At 38.7% G+C, this 19,758-nt stretch carries 17 protein-coding genes; 15 read left to right on the forward strand and 2 right to left on the reverse strand.

The window, feature by feature from the left end:
• The first annotated feature begins 197 nt into the window (after positions 1-197).
• Complete coding sequence (locus OQX63_RS16125) at positions 198-977, forward strand: prolyl oligopeptidase family serine peptidase (RefSeq protein ID WP_265851851.1); 780 nt, start codon at positions 198-200, stop codon at positions 975-977.
• Positions 978-1,079: 102 nt separating this feature from the next.
• On the opposite strand, the gene OQX63_RS16130 is transcribed toward OQX63_RS16125, so the two are convergent.
• Both OQX63_RS16130 and OQX63_RS16135 read right to left on the reverse strand, forming a co-directional pair.
• On the reverse strand, positions 1,080-1,808 hold the full coding sequence (locus OQX63_RS16130; protein WP_265851852.1) for a YebC/PmpR family DNA-binding transcriptional regulator: 729 nt from the start codon (positions 1,806-1,808) through the stop codon (positions 1,080-1,082).
• A gap of 74 nt (positions 1,809-1,882) precedes the next feature.
• Positions 1,883-2,827 (reverse strand): NAD-dependent epimerase/dehydratase family protein, encoded by a 945-nt coding sequence (locus OQX63_RS16135; protein WP_265851853.1) that lies wholly within the window; start codon positions 2,825-2,827, stop codon positions 1,883-1,885.
• A gap of 254 nt (positions 2,828-3,081) precedes the next feature.
• Here OQX63_RS16135 and OQX63_RS16140 point away from each other — a divergent pair, with 254 nt between their 5' ends.
• The 14 genes from OQX63_RS16140 (at position 3,082) to OQX63_RS16205 (ending at position 19,758) form a co-directional block, all read left to right on the forward strand.
• Positions 3,082-3,642 (forward strand): RNA polymerase sigma-70 factor, encoded by a 561-nt coding sequence (locus OQX63_RS16140; protein ID WP_265851854.1) that lies wholly within the window; start codon positions 3,082-3,084, stop codon positions 3,640-3,642.
• A gap of 104 nt (positions 3,643-3,746) precedes the next feature.
• The gene (locus tag OQX63_RS16145) at positions 3,747-4,769 is read left to right on the forward strand and encodes a FecR family protein (protein WP_265851855.1); all 1,023 of its coding nucleotides are present in this window, start codon (positions 3,747-3,749) and stop codon (positions 4,767-4,769) included.
• 194 nt (positions 4,770-4,963) lie between these two features.
• Positions 4,964-7,894 carry a TonB-dependent receptor domain-containing protein gene (locus OQX63_RS16150; protein ID WP_265851856.1) on the forward strand — a complete coding sequence of 977 codons (2,931 nt, stop codon included), beginning with the start codon at positions 4,964-4,966 and terminating at the stop codon, positions 7,892-7,894.
• A 47-nt stretch (positions 7,895-7,941) separates the two neighbouring features.
• Positions 7,942-8,847 carry a sugar phosphate isomerase/epimerase family protein gene (locus OQX63_RS16155; RefSeq protein ID WP_265851857.1) on the forward strand — a complete coding sequence of 302 codons (906 nt, stop codon included), beginning with the start codon at positions 7,942-7,944 and terminating at the stop codon, positions 8,845-8,847.
• 279 nt (positions 8,848-9,126) lie between these two features.
• Complete coding sequence (locus OQX63_RS16160) at positions 9,127-9,714, forward strand: gluconate 2-dehydrogenase subunit 3 family protein (RefSeq protein WP_265851858.1); 588 nt, start codon at positions 9,127-9,129, stop codon at positions 9,712-9,714.
• Between the two features lie 18 nt (positions 9,715-9,732).
• Positions 9,733-11,433: a GMC oxidoreductase gene (locus tag OQX63_RS16165; protein WP_265851859.1), complete on the forward strand. Its 1,701-nt coding sequence runs from the start codon at positions 9,733-9,735 to the stop codon at positions 11,431-11,433.
• Positions 11,434-11,609: 176 nt separating this feature from the next.
• Positions 11,610-12,767, forward strand: a complete 1,158-nt coding sequence (locus OQX63_RS16170; protein WP_265851860.1) for a Gfo/Idh/MocA family protein — start codon at positions 11,610-11,612, stop codon at positions 12,765-12,767.
• A 7-nt stretch (positions 12,768-12,774) separates the two neighbouring features.
• Positions 12,775-13,833, forward strand: coding sequence for a sugar phosphate isomerase/epimerase family protein (locus OQX63_RS16175; RefSeq protein ID WP_265851861.1), 1,059 nt, complete (start codon positions 12,775-12,777; stop codon positions 13,831-13,833).
• A gap of 102 nt (positions 13,834-13,935) precedes the next feature.
• Positions 13,936-14,322, forward strand: a complete 387-nt coding sequence (locus tag OQX63_RS16180) for a c-type cytochrome (RefSeq protein WP_265851862.1) — start codon at positions 13,936-13,938, stop codon at positions 14,320-14,322.
• Positions 14,323-14,354: 32 nt separating this feature from the next.
• Positions 14,355-15,812, forward strand: a complete 1,458-nt coding sequence (locus OQX63_RS16185; protein ID WP_265851863.1) for a Gfo/Idh/MocA family protein — start codon at positions 14,355-14,357, stop codon at positions 15,810-15,812.
• A gap of 98 nt (positions 15,813-15,910) precedes the next feature.
• On the forward strand, positions 15,911-16,591 hold the full coding sequence (locus OQX63_RS16190; RefSeq protein ID WP_265851864.1) for a 3-keto-disaccharide hydrolase: 681 nt from the start codon (positions 15,911-15,913) through the stop codon (positions 16,589-16,591).
• Positions 16,592-16,744: 153 nt separating this feature from the next.
• A complete protein-coding gene (locus tag OQX63_RS16195) occupies positions 16,745-17,983 on the forward strand; it encodes a nucleoside permease (RefSeq protein ID WP_265851865.1) in 1,239 nt (412 codons plus the stop codon).
• Between the two features lies 1 nt (position 17,984).
• On the forward strand, positions 17,985-18,875 hold the full coding sequence (locus tag OQX63_RS16200) for a hydroxypyruvate isomerase family protein (RefSeq protein WP_265851866.1): 891 nt from the start codon (positions 17,985-17,987) through the stop codon (positions 18,873-18,875).
• A 10-nt stretch (positions 18,876-18,885) separates the two neighbouring features.
• On the forward strand, positions 18,886-19,758 hold the full coding sequence (locus OQX63_RS16205) for a sugar phosphate isomerase/epimerase family protein (RefSeq protein WP_265851867.1): 873 nt from the start codon (positions 18,886-18,888) through the stop codon (positions 19,756-19,758).

Genomic DNA, 19,758 nt, shown 5'->3' on the forward strand with positions numbered 1-19,758 from the left:
ACCATTAGGTTTGGTTATAAACCCTGAGCTATTGTAAAGTAGCCAGGGTTTTTTATTTTTGTTGAATGAAACTATTATAATTTCCAAAAACACAACTACTAAGAAGTTATGATAGCTTCGTTCTCATTATTAACAAATTGAGCTTATAGGCTGCAATACCGGACAAAACAAAACACAACTCATTAATAAATAAACAGATGAAAAAGATTATTCTAACCATTTGCATTCTTTTTCCTGTACTCTTTTTAAACGCTCAAGACTTAAAAAAATACGACAGGGGAAGTTTTATTAAAGGAAAAGATTCTATTTATTACAGGGTTTTATTTCCAGAGAATTTTAATCCTGAGCAAAAATATCCGATCGTTTTCTTTTTACACGGAAGTGGAGAAAGGGGCAATGATAATGCCAGCCAACTGGTACATGGTGGAAAATTATTTTTAAAGAGTGATGTTCGCAAGAACTTTCCTGCCATTGTAGTTTTCCCTCAATGTCCACAAAATGATTTTTGGGCCAATGCCAATTTTGACAGAGATGCCAATGGCAAAAGGAAGATCAGTTTTGTAGAAGGTGGCAAACCTACCAAAGTAATGCATGCCTTACAGGGCATGATCAAAGATTTTCTTAAAAAGCCATATGTAAATAAAGATCAGGTTTATGTTGGCGGCCTATCAATGGGCGCTATGGGTACCTACGAGCTGCTGAGGAGAGAACGCCGCAAATTTGCTGGAGCGATTGCTATTTGTGGTGGCGACAATACCAATAACATTAAAAAATATCAGAATGTGCCGCTTTGGATTTTTCATGGCGCTAAAGATGATATTGTAGATCCGGCATTATCTATTGCCATTGCCGAACGACTAAAAAGTGTTGGTGACGAGGTGAAATTTACACTTTACCCTAACGCCAACCACAATAGCTGGGATAGTGCATTTGCCGAACCAGAGTTGTTGAGCTGGCTATTTTCGCATAAGAAATAGTAGACAAATCAAACCTCGCAGGTTTTAAAAACCTGCGAGGTCTAAATACAAAAAAGGCCTGAAGAAAATCCCCAAGCCTTTATCAATAAATATCAGTTGCTATTACTCAGCCATATTGTGGTAAACCGCTTGCACATCATCATCTTCCTCCAACTTATCGATCAGTTTTAATACATCAGCAGCTTGCTCTTCTGTAACCTCATGGTGTGATAAAGCAATACGCTCCAGTTTTGAACTTTTCAGTTCAATGCCTTTCTCTTCTAAAGCTTTTTGTAAGGAACCAAAGTTTTCGAATGCACCCTGAGCTACCACGATATCATTTCCTTCCTCATCGGCCTCCACATAAAGTTCTTCCAAACCAGCATCAATTAATTCGAACTCTAATTCTTCCAGGTCTAAACCTTCGGTAGGCACAAAACGGAAAATAGATTTACGGTTAAAAATAAAGTCCAATGATCCGGTTTTGCCCAATGAGCCATCAGTTTTGTTAAAATAGCTGCGCACGTTTGCTACGGTACGGTTAGTATTATCGGTAGCTGTTTCAATTAAAACCGCTACACCGTGAGGTGCATATCCTTCATATACAATTTCCTCGTAATTGGCCATCGATTTATCAGAAGCACGCTTAATTGCCGCCTCTACCCTATCTTTTGGCATATTTACCGCTTTCGCATTTTGTATTGCTGTACGTAAACGGGAGTTGGTTTCGGGATGAGGTCCTGATTCCTTAACCGCCATTACAATATCCTTACCAATACGCGTAAACTGAACCGCCATTTTGGCCCAACGCTTAAATTTTCTCTCTTTTCTAAATTCGAATGCTCTTCCCATTATTTTAGTATTGAGATATGAGATGTGAGATTTGAGACCTTACGCCTTCAACCTTCAAACCTTCTACCTTTATATTATTTTTTTAAATTATTTAACATGTCAGTTGTTAGTTTCGATAAATCGAATTCTGGTTTCCATCCCCAATCTTTTGCAGCATAGTTATCATCAATAGAGCGTGGCCAGCTGTTTGCAATCTGCTGACGTGGATCATTAGTTGCGTAAGTTAGTGTAAAATCTGGAATATGTTTTCTGATTTCAGCAGCTAAAACCTCAGGTGTAAAACTTACCCCACCAAAATTATAACTGCTCCGCACCGAAATCTGATCTGCTGGTGCATCCATCAACTCGATTGTTCCGCGGATCGCATCATCCATATACATCATAGGCAATTCTGTTTCCGCATTTAAGAAACTTTGGTAACTCCCCTTTCTCAACGCATCATGAAAAATATGAATCGCATAATCTGTTGTTCCACCTCCTGGGGCAGCTTTCCAACTAATCAATCCCGGGTAACGGATACTACGTACATCCAATCCGTATTTTTGGTTGTAATATTCGCACCAGCGCTCACCAGCAAGTTTACTGATCCCATAAACGGTATTCGGATCCATTATACAATATTGAGCGGTATTATCCTTAGGTGAATTTGGTCCAAATACTGCAATAGAACTTGGCCAGTATACCTTTGCCGTTTTATATTCTAAAGCTAAATCTAACACATTCAATAAACCGTTCATATTTAAATCCCAGGCCAGTTTTGGATTTTGTTCACCCGTAGCAGATAATAAAGCTGCCAATAGGTAAACCTGTGTTGGTCTGTATTTATGGAAAATGCCATTGATCATTTCTTTATCAAGTACATTCACAAATTCGAATGGTGCAGCGTTTTTAATGTCATAATCCGGCCTGCGTATATCGCATGCAACAACATGATCATCACCATATATTTTACGTAACATAGTTACCAACTCGGTGCCAATTTGCCCGTTAGAGCCTAAAACAACAATTTTTTCCTGCATATTTTTTTTGAGATTGAGCAAAGGTAAAAAAATGAGATAAAAGGCAATAAAATATTTTGAGAAGGGGTTAATCAGTTAATGATATAAACTGGTTAATTGTTAAACAGATCAAGCAAATTGTGAACTGAAAACTATTGAGCAAAGATTAATTGTTAAATTATAAACTGCAAATTGCGAACTGTAAACCGCTATCTGTGAACTTAAACATAAATTTTATACATTTACTACACGTATATTGCATAACCAAATAATTAATGACTCACCAAGCGCCTGAAAAATCTGAAGATTTACTGAAGCGTCTTAAGCTAGGCGATAAGCAGGCTTACGAAAGAATATACTTTACCTATAGTAATGAGCTTTTATTGGCCGCCTACAAAAAAACGGGTGATGAAGTCATTGCGGAAGAACTGGTACAAAATATCTTTATCTCTCTTTGGGAAAAAAGGCATGAAGCGCAGATCAACAATCTCCAGTCCTATCTATTCGGTGCGCTTAAGTTAAGTGTAATTAACCACATCAGGCGCCAGGTGATGCAGAATAAGTACATGGAGTACCAAACCCTAACCTATTCAGAAAACCATCAAGATACCGCAAACCTGGTCGATCTTCACGACCTCTCATCCATTATCGAAGAAGGCATTAATTCGCTACCAGAAAAAACTCAGGAAATCTTCAGGCTAAGCCGTTATCAACACCAATCTACCAAAGATATTTCTGCTGGTTTAAACATCTCCGAAAAAACTGTAGAATACCATATCACGCAATCTATCAAAAGAATAAAAGAATATATTAAAAACTTTTATATCTTTTTATAACTGAAAATCAGTTACTTAAATTTTTATTTGCTTTTTTTCACCTGTCAATTTAGGGTTTTGCCGCTGTTGTGTTACTTGTATAGTATAAAGCCAAATATTCTTTTATGAACCAGAAATCATTTTACGATTTACTAAGCCGTTATCAAAATGGACATTGTACTGAAGCCGAAAAGCGATGGGTAGATCAATGGTATCATAACTTAAATAACCAGAATTTTAAAGATTTATCGTCAACTGCGCTCGAAGAAATGCAGCTGAATACCTGGATAGGCATCAATAATATTGAGCATAAACCAACCAAAACTTTAAAAGTTAAAAAGCTTTGGCCAAAATTCGCTGTAGCAGCATCTATTATTATTGCCTTTTTTATTGCCGGTTTATATTTAAAAAATTACAACCATGCCGAGCAGTCTTTTATAAATGAAAATGAAGGATTAAGCTTAATCAGCAAAACCAACGACAGCGATAGCAGCCTGGTGATCTCGCTCAGTGATGAAAGCACAGTAACCCTTAAACCACAGGCAAACATTATTTACCCTAAAGTTTTTGCGGCCAACAAAAGAACAGTTTATTTAAAAGGAAGTGCTTTTTTCTCTGTAAGTAAAAATCCTACGCGTCCGTTTTATGTGTATAATCAAAAATTGGTTGTTCGCGTTTTGGGGACCAGCTTTTGGGTAAAATCATCAACAGATAAACTTCCCGCTCAGGTTGCGGTAAGGACAGGAAAAGTTCAGGTAGCCGAAAATCAGAAAAGCTCACTATCCAGTTTTACCAAAGAGAATGTGGCTAAACCCATTTTGTTAACACCAAACCAAAAGGGCATTTTTGCCGACCACAAATTAAATAAAACATTGGTAAGCAAGCCTATTCCATTGGCCGAAGCCTACAACATACCCACAAGTTTGAGCTACAATTTTAAAGAAGAAAGTATTAAAGAAATTTTCAAAACCTTATCTGAAGCTTATGGCATAGAGATAAAATCGGATAATGAGCAGATTTTGACCTATACTTTTACAGGAGATTTGAGTAAGAAAGGGCTGTATGAGCAGCTCGACCTGATTTGCGGAACCATATCAAGCAAATATTATATCAAAGGAACCAGCATTGTGGTTTCCAATAAAAACTAACCAAATACATAAACATGACGAAACAGAACCACAACACCAACAGCCCATAACCGCGGCTTCATTCTCCATAATATTTTTCTAAAAACAAAGCCGACAATGTGGGGCATTGCCGGCGAGTTAAATACATCAGAAATGTATTCATGGTATTTCTATGTCCAATAAATCCAATCATTTAATGAACAATAACCAAATTTATGAAAAAAAAACAACTTATTTCGCTGGCGATATATGCAATGAGAGTTTCGATTTACCAAATACTTGCAATAATAATTTTTACCTGTGCTGCATTTGCAAATAATGTAGGCGCACAAGACTTTTTGAATATACCTATTTCGATTAAAGCCGACCAAACAGATATTAAAACCATTATTGAAAAAACAGAACACTTAGCCAATGTTAAATTTGTTTACAGTCCACAATTAATAAACTCTAACCGTAAAGTTTCTATTAATGTGGTTAATCAAAAGCTTAAATACTTTCTTGAGAATTCGCTAAAACGTTATGACGTGGGATATAGGATAGTTAAAGATCAGATTTTGCTCTATTCTATTCCCGCCAATAACAACCTCGAACTCTTAAAAGCTTTCGAAGGCATCGTAACCGGCAAAGTAACCGATAGTAAAGGGAATCCTATCCCAGGTGTTTCGGTTACCGTTAAAGGAAAATCTATAGGTACAACAACCGATGAAAATGGTGCTTTTGCTTTAAAAGGCCTCACTGTTGATAGCCGCGTACTCGTGGTAAGGTACGTAGGCTTCATCTCTAAAGAAGTAAACCTATCACCAGGCAATGCTGATGAAAACCTCAGTATCAGCCTATCAGAAGATAATCTGCAACTGGAAAGTGTAATGGTAACCGGTGGTAATCCAAAGAAAAAATTAGAAAGCAGCGTAGCATTAACTTCGGTAAGTAATAAAGATATCACCAACAGGGCGCCTTTAAACAGCACCGATTTATTAAAAGCTATACCAGGGTTAACCGTAGAAAGTACCGGTGGCGATGGTCCGGGCAATGTTTGGGTAAGGGGATTTCCACAACAGGGCGGTTATATCTTTTTAGGTATACAAGAAGATGGTTTACCACTTTTGCCAACGGGTTTCAATACTAACCCTTCTGTAGATCAATATTATAAAACAGATTTAACCATTCAAAACATCGAAGCCATAAGGGGCGGCAATGCCTCCATTGTGCAGGCAAATACCCCTGGCGCTGTTGTTAATAACATCAGTTATGTGGGCGCAGATAAACAGTATGGCCAATTTAAGTTTACCACAGGTTTTTCACAAGGTCTGTATCGGTTTGATGGCAATACCGGCGGTAAAATAAATAATCAGATCAAATACAATATCGGTGGTTTTTACCGTACCGATAATGGTGTGGTAGATCAGGGTTTTAATCCGGCCAACCAGGGTGGACAGATTAAATGCAACATGACATTTAACTTTAAAAACAATAAAGGTTTTATCCGCGTTTACGGCAAATACCTGAATGATAAAGTTCAGTTCCTGCTCACCAGTTATTATCCATACGATGGTACCGGGAAACCAACCACTTACCGCGATTACAATATGGCTTCCCAATCCATTACACCGGTGCAAACCGACTGGAGCTACAATGACCCTACAACAGGTCTGCATAATTTTAGTTTAACAGACGGAATCCATACCAAATTAGGATCGGGCGGTTTCCAACTCAACTATTTAACTGATAATGGCTGGCAGATTGTTAACAATTTCCGCTACCAAAATACACATACTAATTCTACCTATACTGCCCCGGCAGGAATTGTAGCAAGAACAGCTGCAACACCTTACTACTACCCGGGAGGCTCACCAGCACCATTTGTAGCTGGAGATTATGTAATTACCTCAAATGCACAAGGACAAATTAATAGTGATGTTCAGATCATTAATTACCTGGATTTAAGAAAAAAAGTAAAAGAGCATAGTCTTAACATCGGATTAGGCATTCACCAATATAACCGGGATGATTTACGTTATGCTTTCCGTTCATTCACCGAATTTAAAGAACACCCAAGCATTATATTGCAATCACCAACAGCGGCAGAGCGTACCATCCAAACTAAAAATACATTTATTGGCGATACCAGAACCCTTTCTGTTTATGCAGGAGACGAGATTAAAATATCCGAAAAATGGCGTTTAGATATTGGTGCCAGAATTGACAATCAGAATGTTAAAGGAGACCGGCCTTATTACGCAACAAATGCAGATGGTTCAGTTAATGCCACCGCCAGTGCTACCCCTACAATTTTAGGTTACACGCACTATGATGAAACTTTAACCAACTGGGCAGCTTCAGTAGGTGCAAACTACAAAATAAACACAACATCAAGTATTTTTGCCAGGGCAACCAAAGCTTACAACGCACCAAACATTGGTGATTATAATGCATCGGCGTATAATGCGGCAAACATTAAAAAACGTCCGGTTTATTTAGGTGAAGTAGGTTTTAAATACGCAAAAAATAACCTGGCCATTTTTGCATCGGGAAGTTACTCCGCAATTAAAAACACCTCATTAACCATTAACGTTCCAACAGTTGCTTCAGGCCTGCAGGCATTGGTAGCTTTTGGCTCTACCCGTACCTGGAGTGCCGAGTATGAAGTTTCTTACAAAATTGCCAAACCACTGAGCTTACGTTTAACCGGAACATTACAAGATTCTAAATACACCGATTATGAAGCAAATACTAGCGGCAACGCTGCTGTTGCAGCCGAATTTGGCAATCGTGTTTACAGCTTTACAGGCAATAGAACTGAACGTGTTCCAGTATTCAACACTGAACTTGGGGCCAACTATGACTATAAAAACTTTAACCTATATGTAGCGGCAAATTATGTGGGTAGTCGTTTTACTTCACCTAGCGAAAGTTATGAATTACCTAGCTATGTGGTAATGAAAGCAGGTGCAGGCTATAATTTCACTAAAAAGATTTCTATAAGATTTTGGGCAGACAACTTGTTAAATGCAAAAGTGTTGACCGAGGGCGATGTTCGTGGAGATCAGTTCAGAGATTTCTCAACTGTAACCCCTGGTCAATTAATGATTGGCAGAACTTTACTTCAACGTACTTTCTGGGGATCATTGGCTTATTCATTCTAACAAATAAAACCGGAGTTTACGCTCCGGTTTTTTTATTCTAAAACATCATGACAACAAGAAGATCATTTTTACAAAAAGTAAGCTATGCGGGAGCAGCAGCTTTTTTAAGTCCATCTGTTATTGCAACAGCTTTAGCACAATCGTCCAAGATTTCAAAAATAGGGATCGGTCTCTTCACCCTACGCGAACAACTAACGGCAGATGTAAAGACCACTATCGAACAGGTCGCCAAAATCGGCTATCAACAGGTTGAAACCTATTTTGGCTATCCAGGTAAATATGAAGTAAAAGGATTCTGGGGACTGGAAGCCAAAGATTTTAATGCATTATTAAAAGCCAATGGTCTCTCCTCTCCCAGCGGACATTATAACGTAACGGAGTTTTTATCCTCAGGCGACGATAAAGTGTTAAAATCGCATATCGAAACTGCGTCCACCGTTAATCAGCAGTATTTTGTTATCCCTGCTTTACCAACAGATATCAGGGCCAACGGAACATTGGATGATTATAAACGCATGGCTGCAAAATTTAACCAGGCAGCCGAACTTTGTCAAAAAGCTGGCTTAAAATTGGCTTACCATAACCATAATTTCGAATTTAAAGATCAAGGTAGTGGCGTTACAGGTTACCAAACCCTACTTAACGAAACTGATCCCAAACTGGTTGGATTTGAACTCGACATCTTTTGGGCGGTAAATGCTGGTTTAAACCCAGTTGATATGTTCAAGAAAAATCCTGGCCGTTATAAAATGTTTCATGTTAAGGATATGGACAAAACGGATAAAGCCGTTTTTGTAGAAGTAGGATCTGGTAGGATTGATTTCAAAAGTATTTTTGCAGAATCAAAATTGGCTGGTGTAGATTATATCTTTACAGAACAGGATATCATTAAAAAAGAACCTTATGAAAGTATTGCGGAAAGTTATAATTACATCAGAAAAAATCTACTTTAGGCAGATTTTTTTCTAGAGAAATCTGCATTTCTAGATTTTTTGACAAATAATGTGCCCCCTTGTACTAAATGTAGTTTTTACACCAAGTAAAATTGATATAAAAACACGGCCTAAATCATCGTCAAGCTATAAATAATCCATTATTTAGAACAATTCCACACGGTAACAATCATATTGCAAACTGATAAATTAACGTAATAAAGTTACGCTTTACGTTATATTTTTTCTAATATTACTAATTGAACACATAAGTAACCAAAATATAAAATCATAAAGACGATGCACAGAAGAGAAGCACTCAAAAACGTTGCATTTTTGTTGGGAGGAGCAATCTCGGCAAGTACAATGGGCGTGTTATTTGAAAGTTTTACGCTCCCCGAAAATGAAAAAAACTTTGTAAACTATTCGCTTGAAGACGAAAAGATTTTTGCAGAATTTGCTGATATCATTGTCCCGACAACCAAATCATCAGCAGGAGCCAAAGCTGCAGGTTTAGGGAAATTCATTCCGATGATGATGAAAGATTGTTACCCTGCCACCATGCAAACTTCCTTTGCAAAAGGCTTTAAAGATCTTCAGGCAAAATCAAAGAAAGATTTCGGGAAAAGTTATATCACTTTAACACCAGCCGACCGCAAAAAATTAATGATCGATTTGAGGGCTATCGCACTTGCTCAAAAAGATGGCCAACCAGAAGAGAATAAAGATTTAGCCTACTTTTTTATCACCGCACGAGATTTGACGCTACTCGGTTACTATTCTTCAGAAATTGGTTGTACCAAAGCAAGGGAATATGTCCTTATTCCGGGCCGATATGACGGCAATGCGCCTTTAAAACCTGGCCAAAGATCTTGGGCTACCTCTTAACAACAACTACAAAACATCATGAATTTAAATACGAATTTAAAAGCAGAAAATACTTACGATGCTATTGTTATAGGATCGGGGATTAGTGGCGGCTGGGCTGCAAAAGAACTTACCGAAAAAGGCTTACGTGTACTCATGCTCGAAAGAGGGATGAACATTGAGCACATCACCGGGTACGAAAATGCCATGAAAAATCCATGGGATTTTAAACATGCAGGTAAACTTACTGAAGAACAAAAACGTACCCACCCGGTACAAAAAAGAGATTATCCATACCAGGAAGCAAACGAAAAATGGTGGGTAAACGATTTAGAATGCCCATATACCGAAGATAAACGTTTCGATTGGTACCGTGGTTTCCACGTGGGTGGTAAATCTTTAATGTGGGGCCGTCAGAGTTACCGTTTAAGCGACCATAACTTTGAAGATAATGCAAAAGATGGTCATGGAAGCGATTGGCCGGTTCGTTATGCAGAACTTTCACCATGGTACGATTATGCAGAGCGTTTTGCTGGCATCAGTGGTTCTAAAGAGAACTGGCCCACTTGCCCGGATGGCGATTTTTTACCGCCAATGGATCTAAACATAGTTGAGAAATCGGTTAAATCACGCATAGAAGAACATTATAAAAGAGAACGGATTATGATGATTGGCCGTGTGGCTAACCTTACTGTTCCACATAAAGGCCGTGGTAATTGTCAATACAGAAACCTTTGTAGTCGTGGTTGTCCATTTGGTGCTTATTTTAGTACGCAGTCTTCTACCCTACCTGCGGCAATGGCAACTAAACGTTTAACCCTAAGACCGTACTCTATCGTAAATCACATAATTTATGATAAAGATACCAAGAAAGCTAAAGGTGTAATGGTTATTGATGCAGAAACCAACAAAACAATGGAGTTTTATGCTAAAATCATTTTTGTAAACGGTTCTACACTAGCATCTACATTTATACTATTAAATTCAACGTCAGAAGCACATCCAAACGGATTGGGCAATGGTAGTGGCCAGTTAGGTCATAACTTAATGGATCACCATTTCCGTTGCGGCGCATCCGGAGAGGCCGAAGGCTTTGATGATAAATATACCTATGGCCGCCGTGCAAATGGAATTTATGTACCAAGGTATCAAAACATTGGTAATGATAAACGCGATTACTTACGTGGTTTCGGTTACCAGGGCGGCGCGAGCAGAAGCAACTGGCAAAATGATGTGGCCGAATTATCATTTGGTGCAGATCTGAAACAAAAAATGACCACTCCTGGAAAATGGACTATGGGATTAGGCGGTTTCGGAGAAATGTTACCTTACTATGAAAACAAGGTCTATATTGATAAAACCAAAAAAGATAAATGGGGACAGCCTGTATTGGCAATTGATTGCGAATACAAAGAAAATGAGAAAAAAATGCGCGTGGATATGATGAACGATGCTGCTGAAATGTTGGAAAAAGCAGGCATCAAAAACATCAAAACATACGATGCAGGCTGTTATCCAGGTATGGCTATCCACGAAATGGGTACCGCCAGAATGGGTAATGATCCAAAAACTTCTGTGCTGAACAAATGGAACCAGATGCACGAAGTAAACAATGTGTTTGTAACTGATGGATCGTGTATGCCATCAATTGCTTGCCAAAACCCTTCATTAACATTTATGGCGCTAACTGCGCGCGCTGCTGATTATGCAGTAAAAGAACTTAAGAAAAAGAATATCTAGAAAGGTTTAAAACATGAGGTGTAAGGTTTAAGGCAAAAGGCGTAAGGTCTAATCCCTAATCCCTACACCTTAAACCTTTATTAAAAAACAATATCTAAATAGGGAAAGGCTTAAGAGTTGAGGTATGGGGAAATTCACCCTAAACCTTACACCTTACACCCCACACCTTTTATAACATGAAAAGAAAATTAAGAATGGGCATGATAGGCGGTGGAAAAGACGCCTTTATCGGTGCCGTACATCGTTTGGCCGCTAACATGGATGGCCTAATCGAATTATCTGCCGGAGCTTTAAGTGTAAATCCTGAAGTTGGATACGAATCTGGAAAAATGCTTTTTCTTCCCGATAACAGGATATACAACAATTACGAAGAAATGCTGACAAAAGAAAGTGAATTGCCGGCAGACGAAAGAATTGATTTTGTAACCATTGTTACCCCAAACTTTGCCCACTTTGCACCTGCAATAATGGCATTGGATAAAGGGTTCAATGTGGTGATCGAAAAACCAATGACTTTAACTTTAGAAGAAGCAAAACAGCTTCACGCGAAAGTAGAAGAAACAGGATTAACCCTTTGTTTAACACATACTTACTCTGGCTATCCAATGGTTAAGCAAGCCAAACAAATGGTAAGCGAAGGCGAATTGGGTACTATCCGTAAAATTGTGGTAGAATATCCTCAAGGTTGGTTAAGCACACTTTCTGAACGCGAAGGTAATGCTCAAGCTGCCTGGCGTACAGACCCATCTAAAACCGGAAAAAGCGGTTGCATGGGAGATATAGGTACGCATGCAGCAAATCTTGCCGAATATATTTCTGGATTAAAAATCACTAAACTCTGTGCCGATTTAAATATAGTAGTACCAGGAAGAGCCATTGACGATGACGGTAACGTACTGTTAAAATTCGATAATGGCGCCAACGGCGTATTGGTGGCCTCACAAATTGCTGCCGGCGAAGAAAATGCATTAAAAATCAGCGTTTATGGCGAAAAAGGTGGTTTAGAATGGCACCAGATGGAACCAAATACGATGATTGTGAGGTGGTTAAATGCACCGGCCCAGATCTATAGAACCGGTAATGCTTATATGGGAAGTTTTGCAAAACACAATACACGTACACCAGGCGGTCACCCTGAAGGTTATTTAGAAGCATTTGCCAATATCTATAAAAACTTTGCACTAACCGTAGATGCAAAATTAAACAATGAGCAACCTACTGAAGAAATGCTCGATTTCCCTGGCACCTCAGATGGAATCAGAGGAATGGCATTTATTGAAAATGTAGTGGCTTCAGGCCAATCAGATCAAAAATGGTTCGACCATAAAATATAATTCCGGCATGACAACGATAAAAGGACCAGCTGTATTTTTAGCACAGTTTATAAGCGACGAAGCTCCATTTAATTCACTTGATAGTATTTGCAAATGGGCTGCAGATTTGGGATTTAAAGGCATCCAGATGCCAACACTTGATGCCCGCTTTATTGATCTCAAACAAGCGGCAGAAAGCAAAACCTATGCTGATGAGTTAACAGGTAAAATTGCCACTTACGGTTTAGAAATTACTGAGCTTTCTACACACTTACAAGGACAATTGGTGGCAGTTCACCCTGCTTACGATGACTTATTTGATGCTTTTGCACCAAAAGAAGTACACAAAAATCCAAAAGCCAGGACAGAATGGGCTGTACAGCAGATGAAATACGCGGCTAAAGCATCACAAAACCTGGGTTTAAATGCACACGCAACTTTTAGTGGTTCGTTATTATGGCAGTATTTCCACCCTTGGCCACAACGTCCGGCCGGCCTGGTTGAAGAGGGTTTTGCAGAACTGGCAAAACGCTGGACACCGATCTTAAACGAATTTGATCAATGTGGTGTAGATGTTTGTTATGAAATACACCCTGGAGAAGATTTATTTGATGGCGAAACTTATGAAATGTTCCTCGCTGCGGTAAATAATCACCCTCGGGCATGCTTATTGTATGACCCATCTCACTTTGTGTTGCAACAATTGGATTACATTCAGTACATCGATTTTTACCACGAACGCATCAAAGCCTTCCATGTAAAAGATGCAGAATTTAATCCTACGGGCAAACAAGGCACTTTTGGTGGATACCAGAGTTGGGCAAACCGCGCTGGTCGTTACCGCTCACCTGGTGATGGACAAGTTGATTTTAAAACCATTTTTAGTAAATTAGCCCAATATGATTTTAAAGGTTGGGCCGTTATGGAATGGGAATGCTGTATTAAAAACCAGCAAGATGGGGCCCGTGAAGGTGCAGAATTTATCAAAAAGAATATCATTAACGTAACTGATAAAGCATTTGATGATTTTGCGGCATCAGGTAGTGATAGCGCTTTTAATAAAAGAATATTAGGATTACAAGAATAACAACACACAAAACACACACAACATGAAAACCTGCATAAGCAACAATAATAGAACGTTAACGCTTATGCAAGCTTGAATGCAATTAAAAACAACACACACAACATGAAAAAAACATTTTTAATTTTAGGCGCTGTAGTCATTTTTATGGCGTCCTTTTCAAAGGCCGATTTAGCGAAAGAGAAGACCGTGCTTGCAACGGCAACAACAACAAACCATGCAACGTTTCAATCAAATCCAGGTGAAAAACTGATCAATAAATCAGATTGTTTAGGTTGTCACAACAAAACCAATAAAATTATCGGTCCTGCATACGTAGAAATCGCAAAAAAATATCCGGCTACAGAAAAAAACATCAATATGTTAGCGGATAAAATTATTAAAGGTGGAACCGGGGTTTGGGGCAATATGCCAATGACCGCTCATGCCACGCTTAAAAAAGACGACGCAAAATTAATGGTAAAGTATATTTTATCTTTAAAGAAAAAATAGTCGAATTCCGTTAGCAAATCGATTTACTAAATATGAAAACAGAGCAAGAAAATAAAAGCACGAGTAACCGTCGTGATTTTATTAAAACTTCAGCAATCGCTGCCGCTGCCTTTATGATTGTTCCGCGCCATGTTTTGGGCGGGACAGGTTATTTAGCACCGAGCGATCGCCTATTAGTTGCCGGCATTGGTGTTGGCGGAAAAGGTCAAAGCGATTTAGATATGTTTTACAAAAGTGGAAAAGCAGATATCGCTTTTCTGTGTGATGTAGACGATCGCCGTGCAGCCAATAGTGTAAAAGCTTTCCCTAAAGCAAAATACTATAAAGATTGGCGCGAGATGTTGGATAAAGAACATAAAAACATCGACGCTGTCTCTGTTTCTACTCCCGATCATAACCATGCCATCCAGGCTTTAGCCGCCATGCAGCTGGGCAAACATGTTTACGTTCAAAAGCCTTTAACACACGATATTTATGAAGCGCGGATTCTAACCGCAGCAGCAAAAAAATATAAAGTGGTTACGCAAATGGGTAATCAAGGTGCATCAAACGACGGTCCCCGCCAAATGAAGGAATGGTATGAAGCTGGCTTAATCGGCGATGTACACACGGTTTATGCCTGGACAAACCGTCCGGTATGGCCACAAGGTATTCCATGGCCAAACAAAAAAGCAGAAATTCCTAACGAATTAGACTGGAATTTATGGTTGGGAACAGCTCCTGAAAAGGATTATGTTGATAAATTGGTTCCATTTAACTGGCGTGGCTGGTGGGATTACGGAACTGGCGCTTTGGGCGATATGGGCTGTCACTTAATCGAAGCTCCTTTTAGTGTATTAAATTTAAAATACGCCAAAGAGGTTCAGGCAAGTGTAGGTTCTGTTTATGTAGATGAATTTAAACGCGGTTATTTCCCTGAAAGCTGCCCTCCATCAAGCCATGTTACCTTAAAATTCCCTAAAACGAATAAAACAAAAGGTGATGTTACTTTACATTGGATGGATGGTGGTATCCAGCCAGAACGCCCGGAAGAATTAGAAGCAAACGAAACTTTTGGTGATGGCGGTAACGGCACCCTGTTTATCGGCACAAAAGGCAAAATGATGTCTGAAACGTATAGTGCAAATCCAAAATTATTGCCTTTAAGTAAAAATAAAGACATTAAGGTTGCACCAAAATACGCCCGCGTACCAGATGGCGCAAACGGACACTACAAACAATGGGTTGAGGCTGCAATTGCCGGTTATGGCAAACAAGAAGTAAGTTCTCCATTCGAAATTGCTGGTCCTTTAACCGAAGCTTTATTAATGGCCAACCTGGCGATCAGAAGTTTTGATATCCAGAAAACGGTAAATGATAAAATTACTTATCCGGGCAGGTACACGAAAATGTTATGGGATAACGATAATATGAAAGTGACCAACTTCGATGAAGCAAACCAGTTTGTAAAACGCGAATACCGTAAAGGCTGGAACAATTTAACTCTTTAATTATTACAAACCCCACAGGTTTTAAGACAACGAAGTCTCCAATAAGGCCTTCCAATTATTAAACCGAATTAAACCTGTGGGGTTTTACGCACAAAAAAATGAAAAAAATCTTTCTTTCTGCTTGTATCATACTTGCAGTTACACAAATATCAAAAGCACAAAAAGGCTTTAAACCACTTTTTGATGGTAAAACTACAACAGGCTGGCATACTTACAATAAAACTACTGTTGGTAGTGGTTGGCAGGTTCAGGATGGTGCATTACATCTGGATTTAGCTAAAAAAGGTACTGATGGCGGCGGCGATTTAGTGACAGATAAAGAATACGGCGACTTCCACTTAAAATATGAATGGAAAGTGGCTCCTAAAGCAAATAGCGGTCTGATTTTTTATGTTCATGAAGAACCTAAATACCATGCTACCTATTCTACAGGTTTAGAAATGCAGGTAATCGATAATGATGGTCACCCTGATGGAAAAATCACTAAGCATCGTGCCGGCGATCTTTATGATCTGGTAAAAAGTTCATCAGAACCGGTTAAAGCAGTTGGCGAATGGAACAAAGCCGAAATCATTAGTAAAAAGGGCAAATTGACCTTAATTTTAAATGGCGTTGAAGTCGTAAAAACAACCCTATGGGACGATAACTGGAAAAAAATTGTTGCAGGCAGCAAATTTGCAACATGGGAAAACTGGGGAACCTTTAAAACTGGTAAAATTGCCTTACAAGATCACGGAGATGAAGTTTGGTACAAAAACATCTCTATAAAAGAACTATAAAAATGGAAAATGTAAGAGGGAAAATGTATAATGTGAATTACAAAATCCCTCTTACCGAATCCTGTTAAAATATTATAAAATTGTAAGATGAGTTACGGGGATACGTTTCCATCATCCCTCTTACCTTAACCATTTTACATAATTACTAGCCAAATGAATAGCACTACTCGCTTTAAACTTTCTGCCATGATGTTCCTTGAATTTTTTATCTGGGGCGCATGGTTTGTAACTTTAGGAGCTTTCTTAAACAATAACCTGAAGGCAACCAACTCTGAAATTGGTTCTGTATTTTCAACACAATCTTGGGGCGCTATTATTGCTCCATTTATAATAGGTCTTATTGCCGACAGATATTTTAACGCCGAAAGAATTTTAGGTGTGCTACATATTATTGGTGCGATTTTAATGTACCAGATGTATAGTGCGCCCGATGTAAGCGTTTTCTATCCTTACGTTTTAGCTTATATGATTTTATTTATGCCAACCCTTGCCTTGGTAAACTCAGTTTCTTTTAACCAAATGAAAGATGCCGAAAAAGAATTTGCAAACATCAGGGTATTTGGTACAATCGGCTGGATCATTGCCGGTTTGTTGATTAGTTTTGCCTTCCATTGGGATTCTCCGGAAGGAATTCAGGCTGGATTATTAAAAAGCACGTTTTTAATGGCTGGTATCGCCTCTTTGGTATTGGGATTATTTAGTTTTACATTACCTGCAACCCCACCAAAAGTTGCTAAAGATGAAAAAATAAAATTAAGTGACATTTTAGGTTTAGATGCTTTGAAATTGTTAAAAGATAAAAATTTTGCGGTTTTCTTTATTTCTTCCATCCTGATCTGTATTCCATTGGCATTTTATTATCAAAATGCGGGTCTTTTCCTGGCAGATATCAAAGTTTCTAACCCAACAGGTAAAATGGCCATTGGTCAGGTTTCCGAAGCATTATTTTTACTGGCTATCCCTGTTTTCTTTTCAAAATACGGCTTTAAGAAAACTATTATAGTTGGTATGTTGGCTTGGGCAGTACGCTACATTCTTTTTGCTTATGGTAATGCCGGCAGTTTAAGTTTTATGCTGATTATAGGTATTGCACTTCACGGTGTTTGCTATGATTTCTTTTTTGTTTCTGGTCAGATTTATACCAACTCAAAAGCAGGAGAAAAATTTAAAAGTGCAGCTCAGGGTATTATCACCCTAGCCACCTATGGCGTTGGTATGTTAATCGGGTTCAAAGTAGCAGGGTTAATCACAGACATGTATAAAACCGGGGATGTAACTGATTGGAAAATGGTTTGGATTATACCGGCAGGTATTGCAGCTGCAGTTTTCTTATTATTTGCCGTACTGTTTAACGATAAAACCAAATCAGAAGTAGAAGTTAAAACTGTTTAATATGACCTCGCATATCAATAGAAGAAACGCATTAAAAAACATTGTTGCAGGAACTGCTGTAGTTGGTGTTTCTTCAGGCCTATCAGCCTTAGCCATGAATAAAACAGAATCAAGCGGGCCATTTAGGCTGAAAGGAAATATCAACCATGCCGTATGTCGCTGGTGTTTTAGTAGTTTTGATGTAGATACACTTTGTATTGAAGCAAAAAAAATAGGGATCAAAGGGATCGATTTGGTGGGTCCGAACGATTGGCCTACCTTAAAAAAACATGGCTTAGAATCGACGATGTGCAATGGTGCGGAGATTAATTTGGTAGATGGTTTTAACGACGAAAAATTCCACGAAAAGTTAATTCAAAATTATACCGCAATGATTCCCCTTGTTGCCGAAGCTGGTTATAAAAACCTGATCTGCTTTAGTGGAAACCGTCGTGGTAAAGATGATGAAACAGGCTGGAACAATTGCGTTAAAGGGTTAAAACAATTAATTCCTTTGGCTGAAAAGCACAACGTGGTACTGGTAATGGAGTTGCTAAACAGCAAAGTAAACCATAAAGATTACCAGTGCGATAGAACATCGTGGGGGGCAGAACTTTGTAAACGCTTGGGATCTGAAAACTTCAAATTGTTATATGATATTTACCATATGCAAATTGATGAAGGTGATGTAATCAGTAATATCAGGCAGTACCACCAATACATTGCCCATTATCATACCGCTGGCGTACCTGGCCGTAATGAAATAGATGATACCCAGGAGTTGTATTACCCTGCCATTATGAAAGCCATTGCCGAAACCGGCTTTAAAGGTTTCGTTGCACAAGAATTTATACCCAAAAATGCTGATAAAATAGCCTCCTTAAAAAAGGCAATCTCAATTTGCGACATTTAAAAATATACCTATGATATCAAGAAGAAGTTTTCTACTCAATAGTAGTATGGCTGCAGCGGCAGCACTTTTGGCTCCATCGTTCGCGTTTGCTGCCGATAAAAAAGCAGTAGGCTTACAATTATATTCTTTAAGGGACGAACTGCCTAAAGATGTAAAGGGAACTATTGCCAGGGTGGCAAAAGCTGGCTTCAAAGAGGTTGAAACCTATGGTTTTTCGATAAAAGATCAGTTTTGGGGTTTAACACCCAAAGAATTTAAAGCATTATTGGATGCAAACGGTTTAAAAGCACCAAGTGGCCATTATGGCTTAGGCACTTATTTAAGCGATGGTAATACCACCGAATTAAAAGCGGCAATTGCAGCAGCAAAAGTACTTAAAAGCGAATATGTAACCATCCCATGGTTAGATGCAAGCATTAGAAAAAATGCCGAAGATTATAAGAAAATCGCAGCCAGAATAAATGAAGCCGGAAAAATGTGCAAGGCAGCTGGTATCCGTTTGGCTTACCACAACCACAATTTCGAATTCGAAAAACAAGGTAACACTACCGGTTACGAAATCCTGTTAAAAGGAACAGATAAAAAATTGGTTGATTTCGAACTTGATTTATATTGGGTAGTACGCTCTGGTAACGATCCGATTAAATTATTCAAAGAAAATCCGGGCCGTTTTACCATGTGGCATGTTAAAGATATGGATAAAGCCAACCCAGCCTTAAATGCTGAAGTTGGAACGGGTTCTATCAATTTCAAACCTATTTTTGCCCAGGCAAAACTTTCAGGTATGAAACATTTCTTTGTAGAGCACGAAACCAATTACAAGCCAAATCCAATGGCATCTGTTGCCGCAAGCTGTGCATTTATTAAAAAAGAAATTATTTAA

Source organism: Pedobacter sp. PF22-3, assembly GCF_026239555.1.
In the GTDB taxonomy this organism is placed as follows: Bacteria; Bacteroidota; Bacteroidia; order Sphingobacteriales; family Sphingobacteriaceae; genus Pedobacter.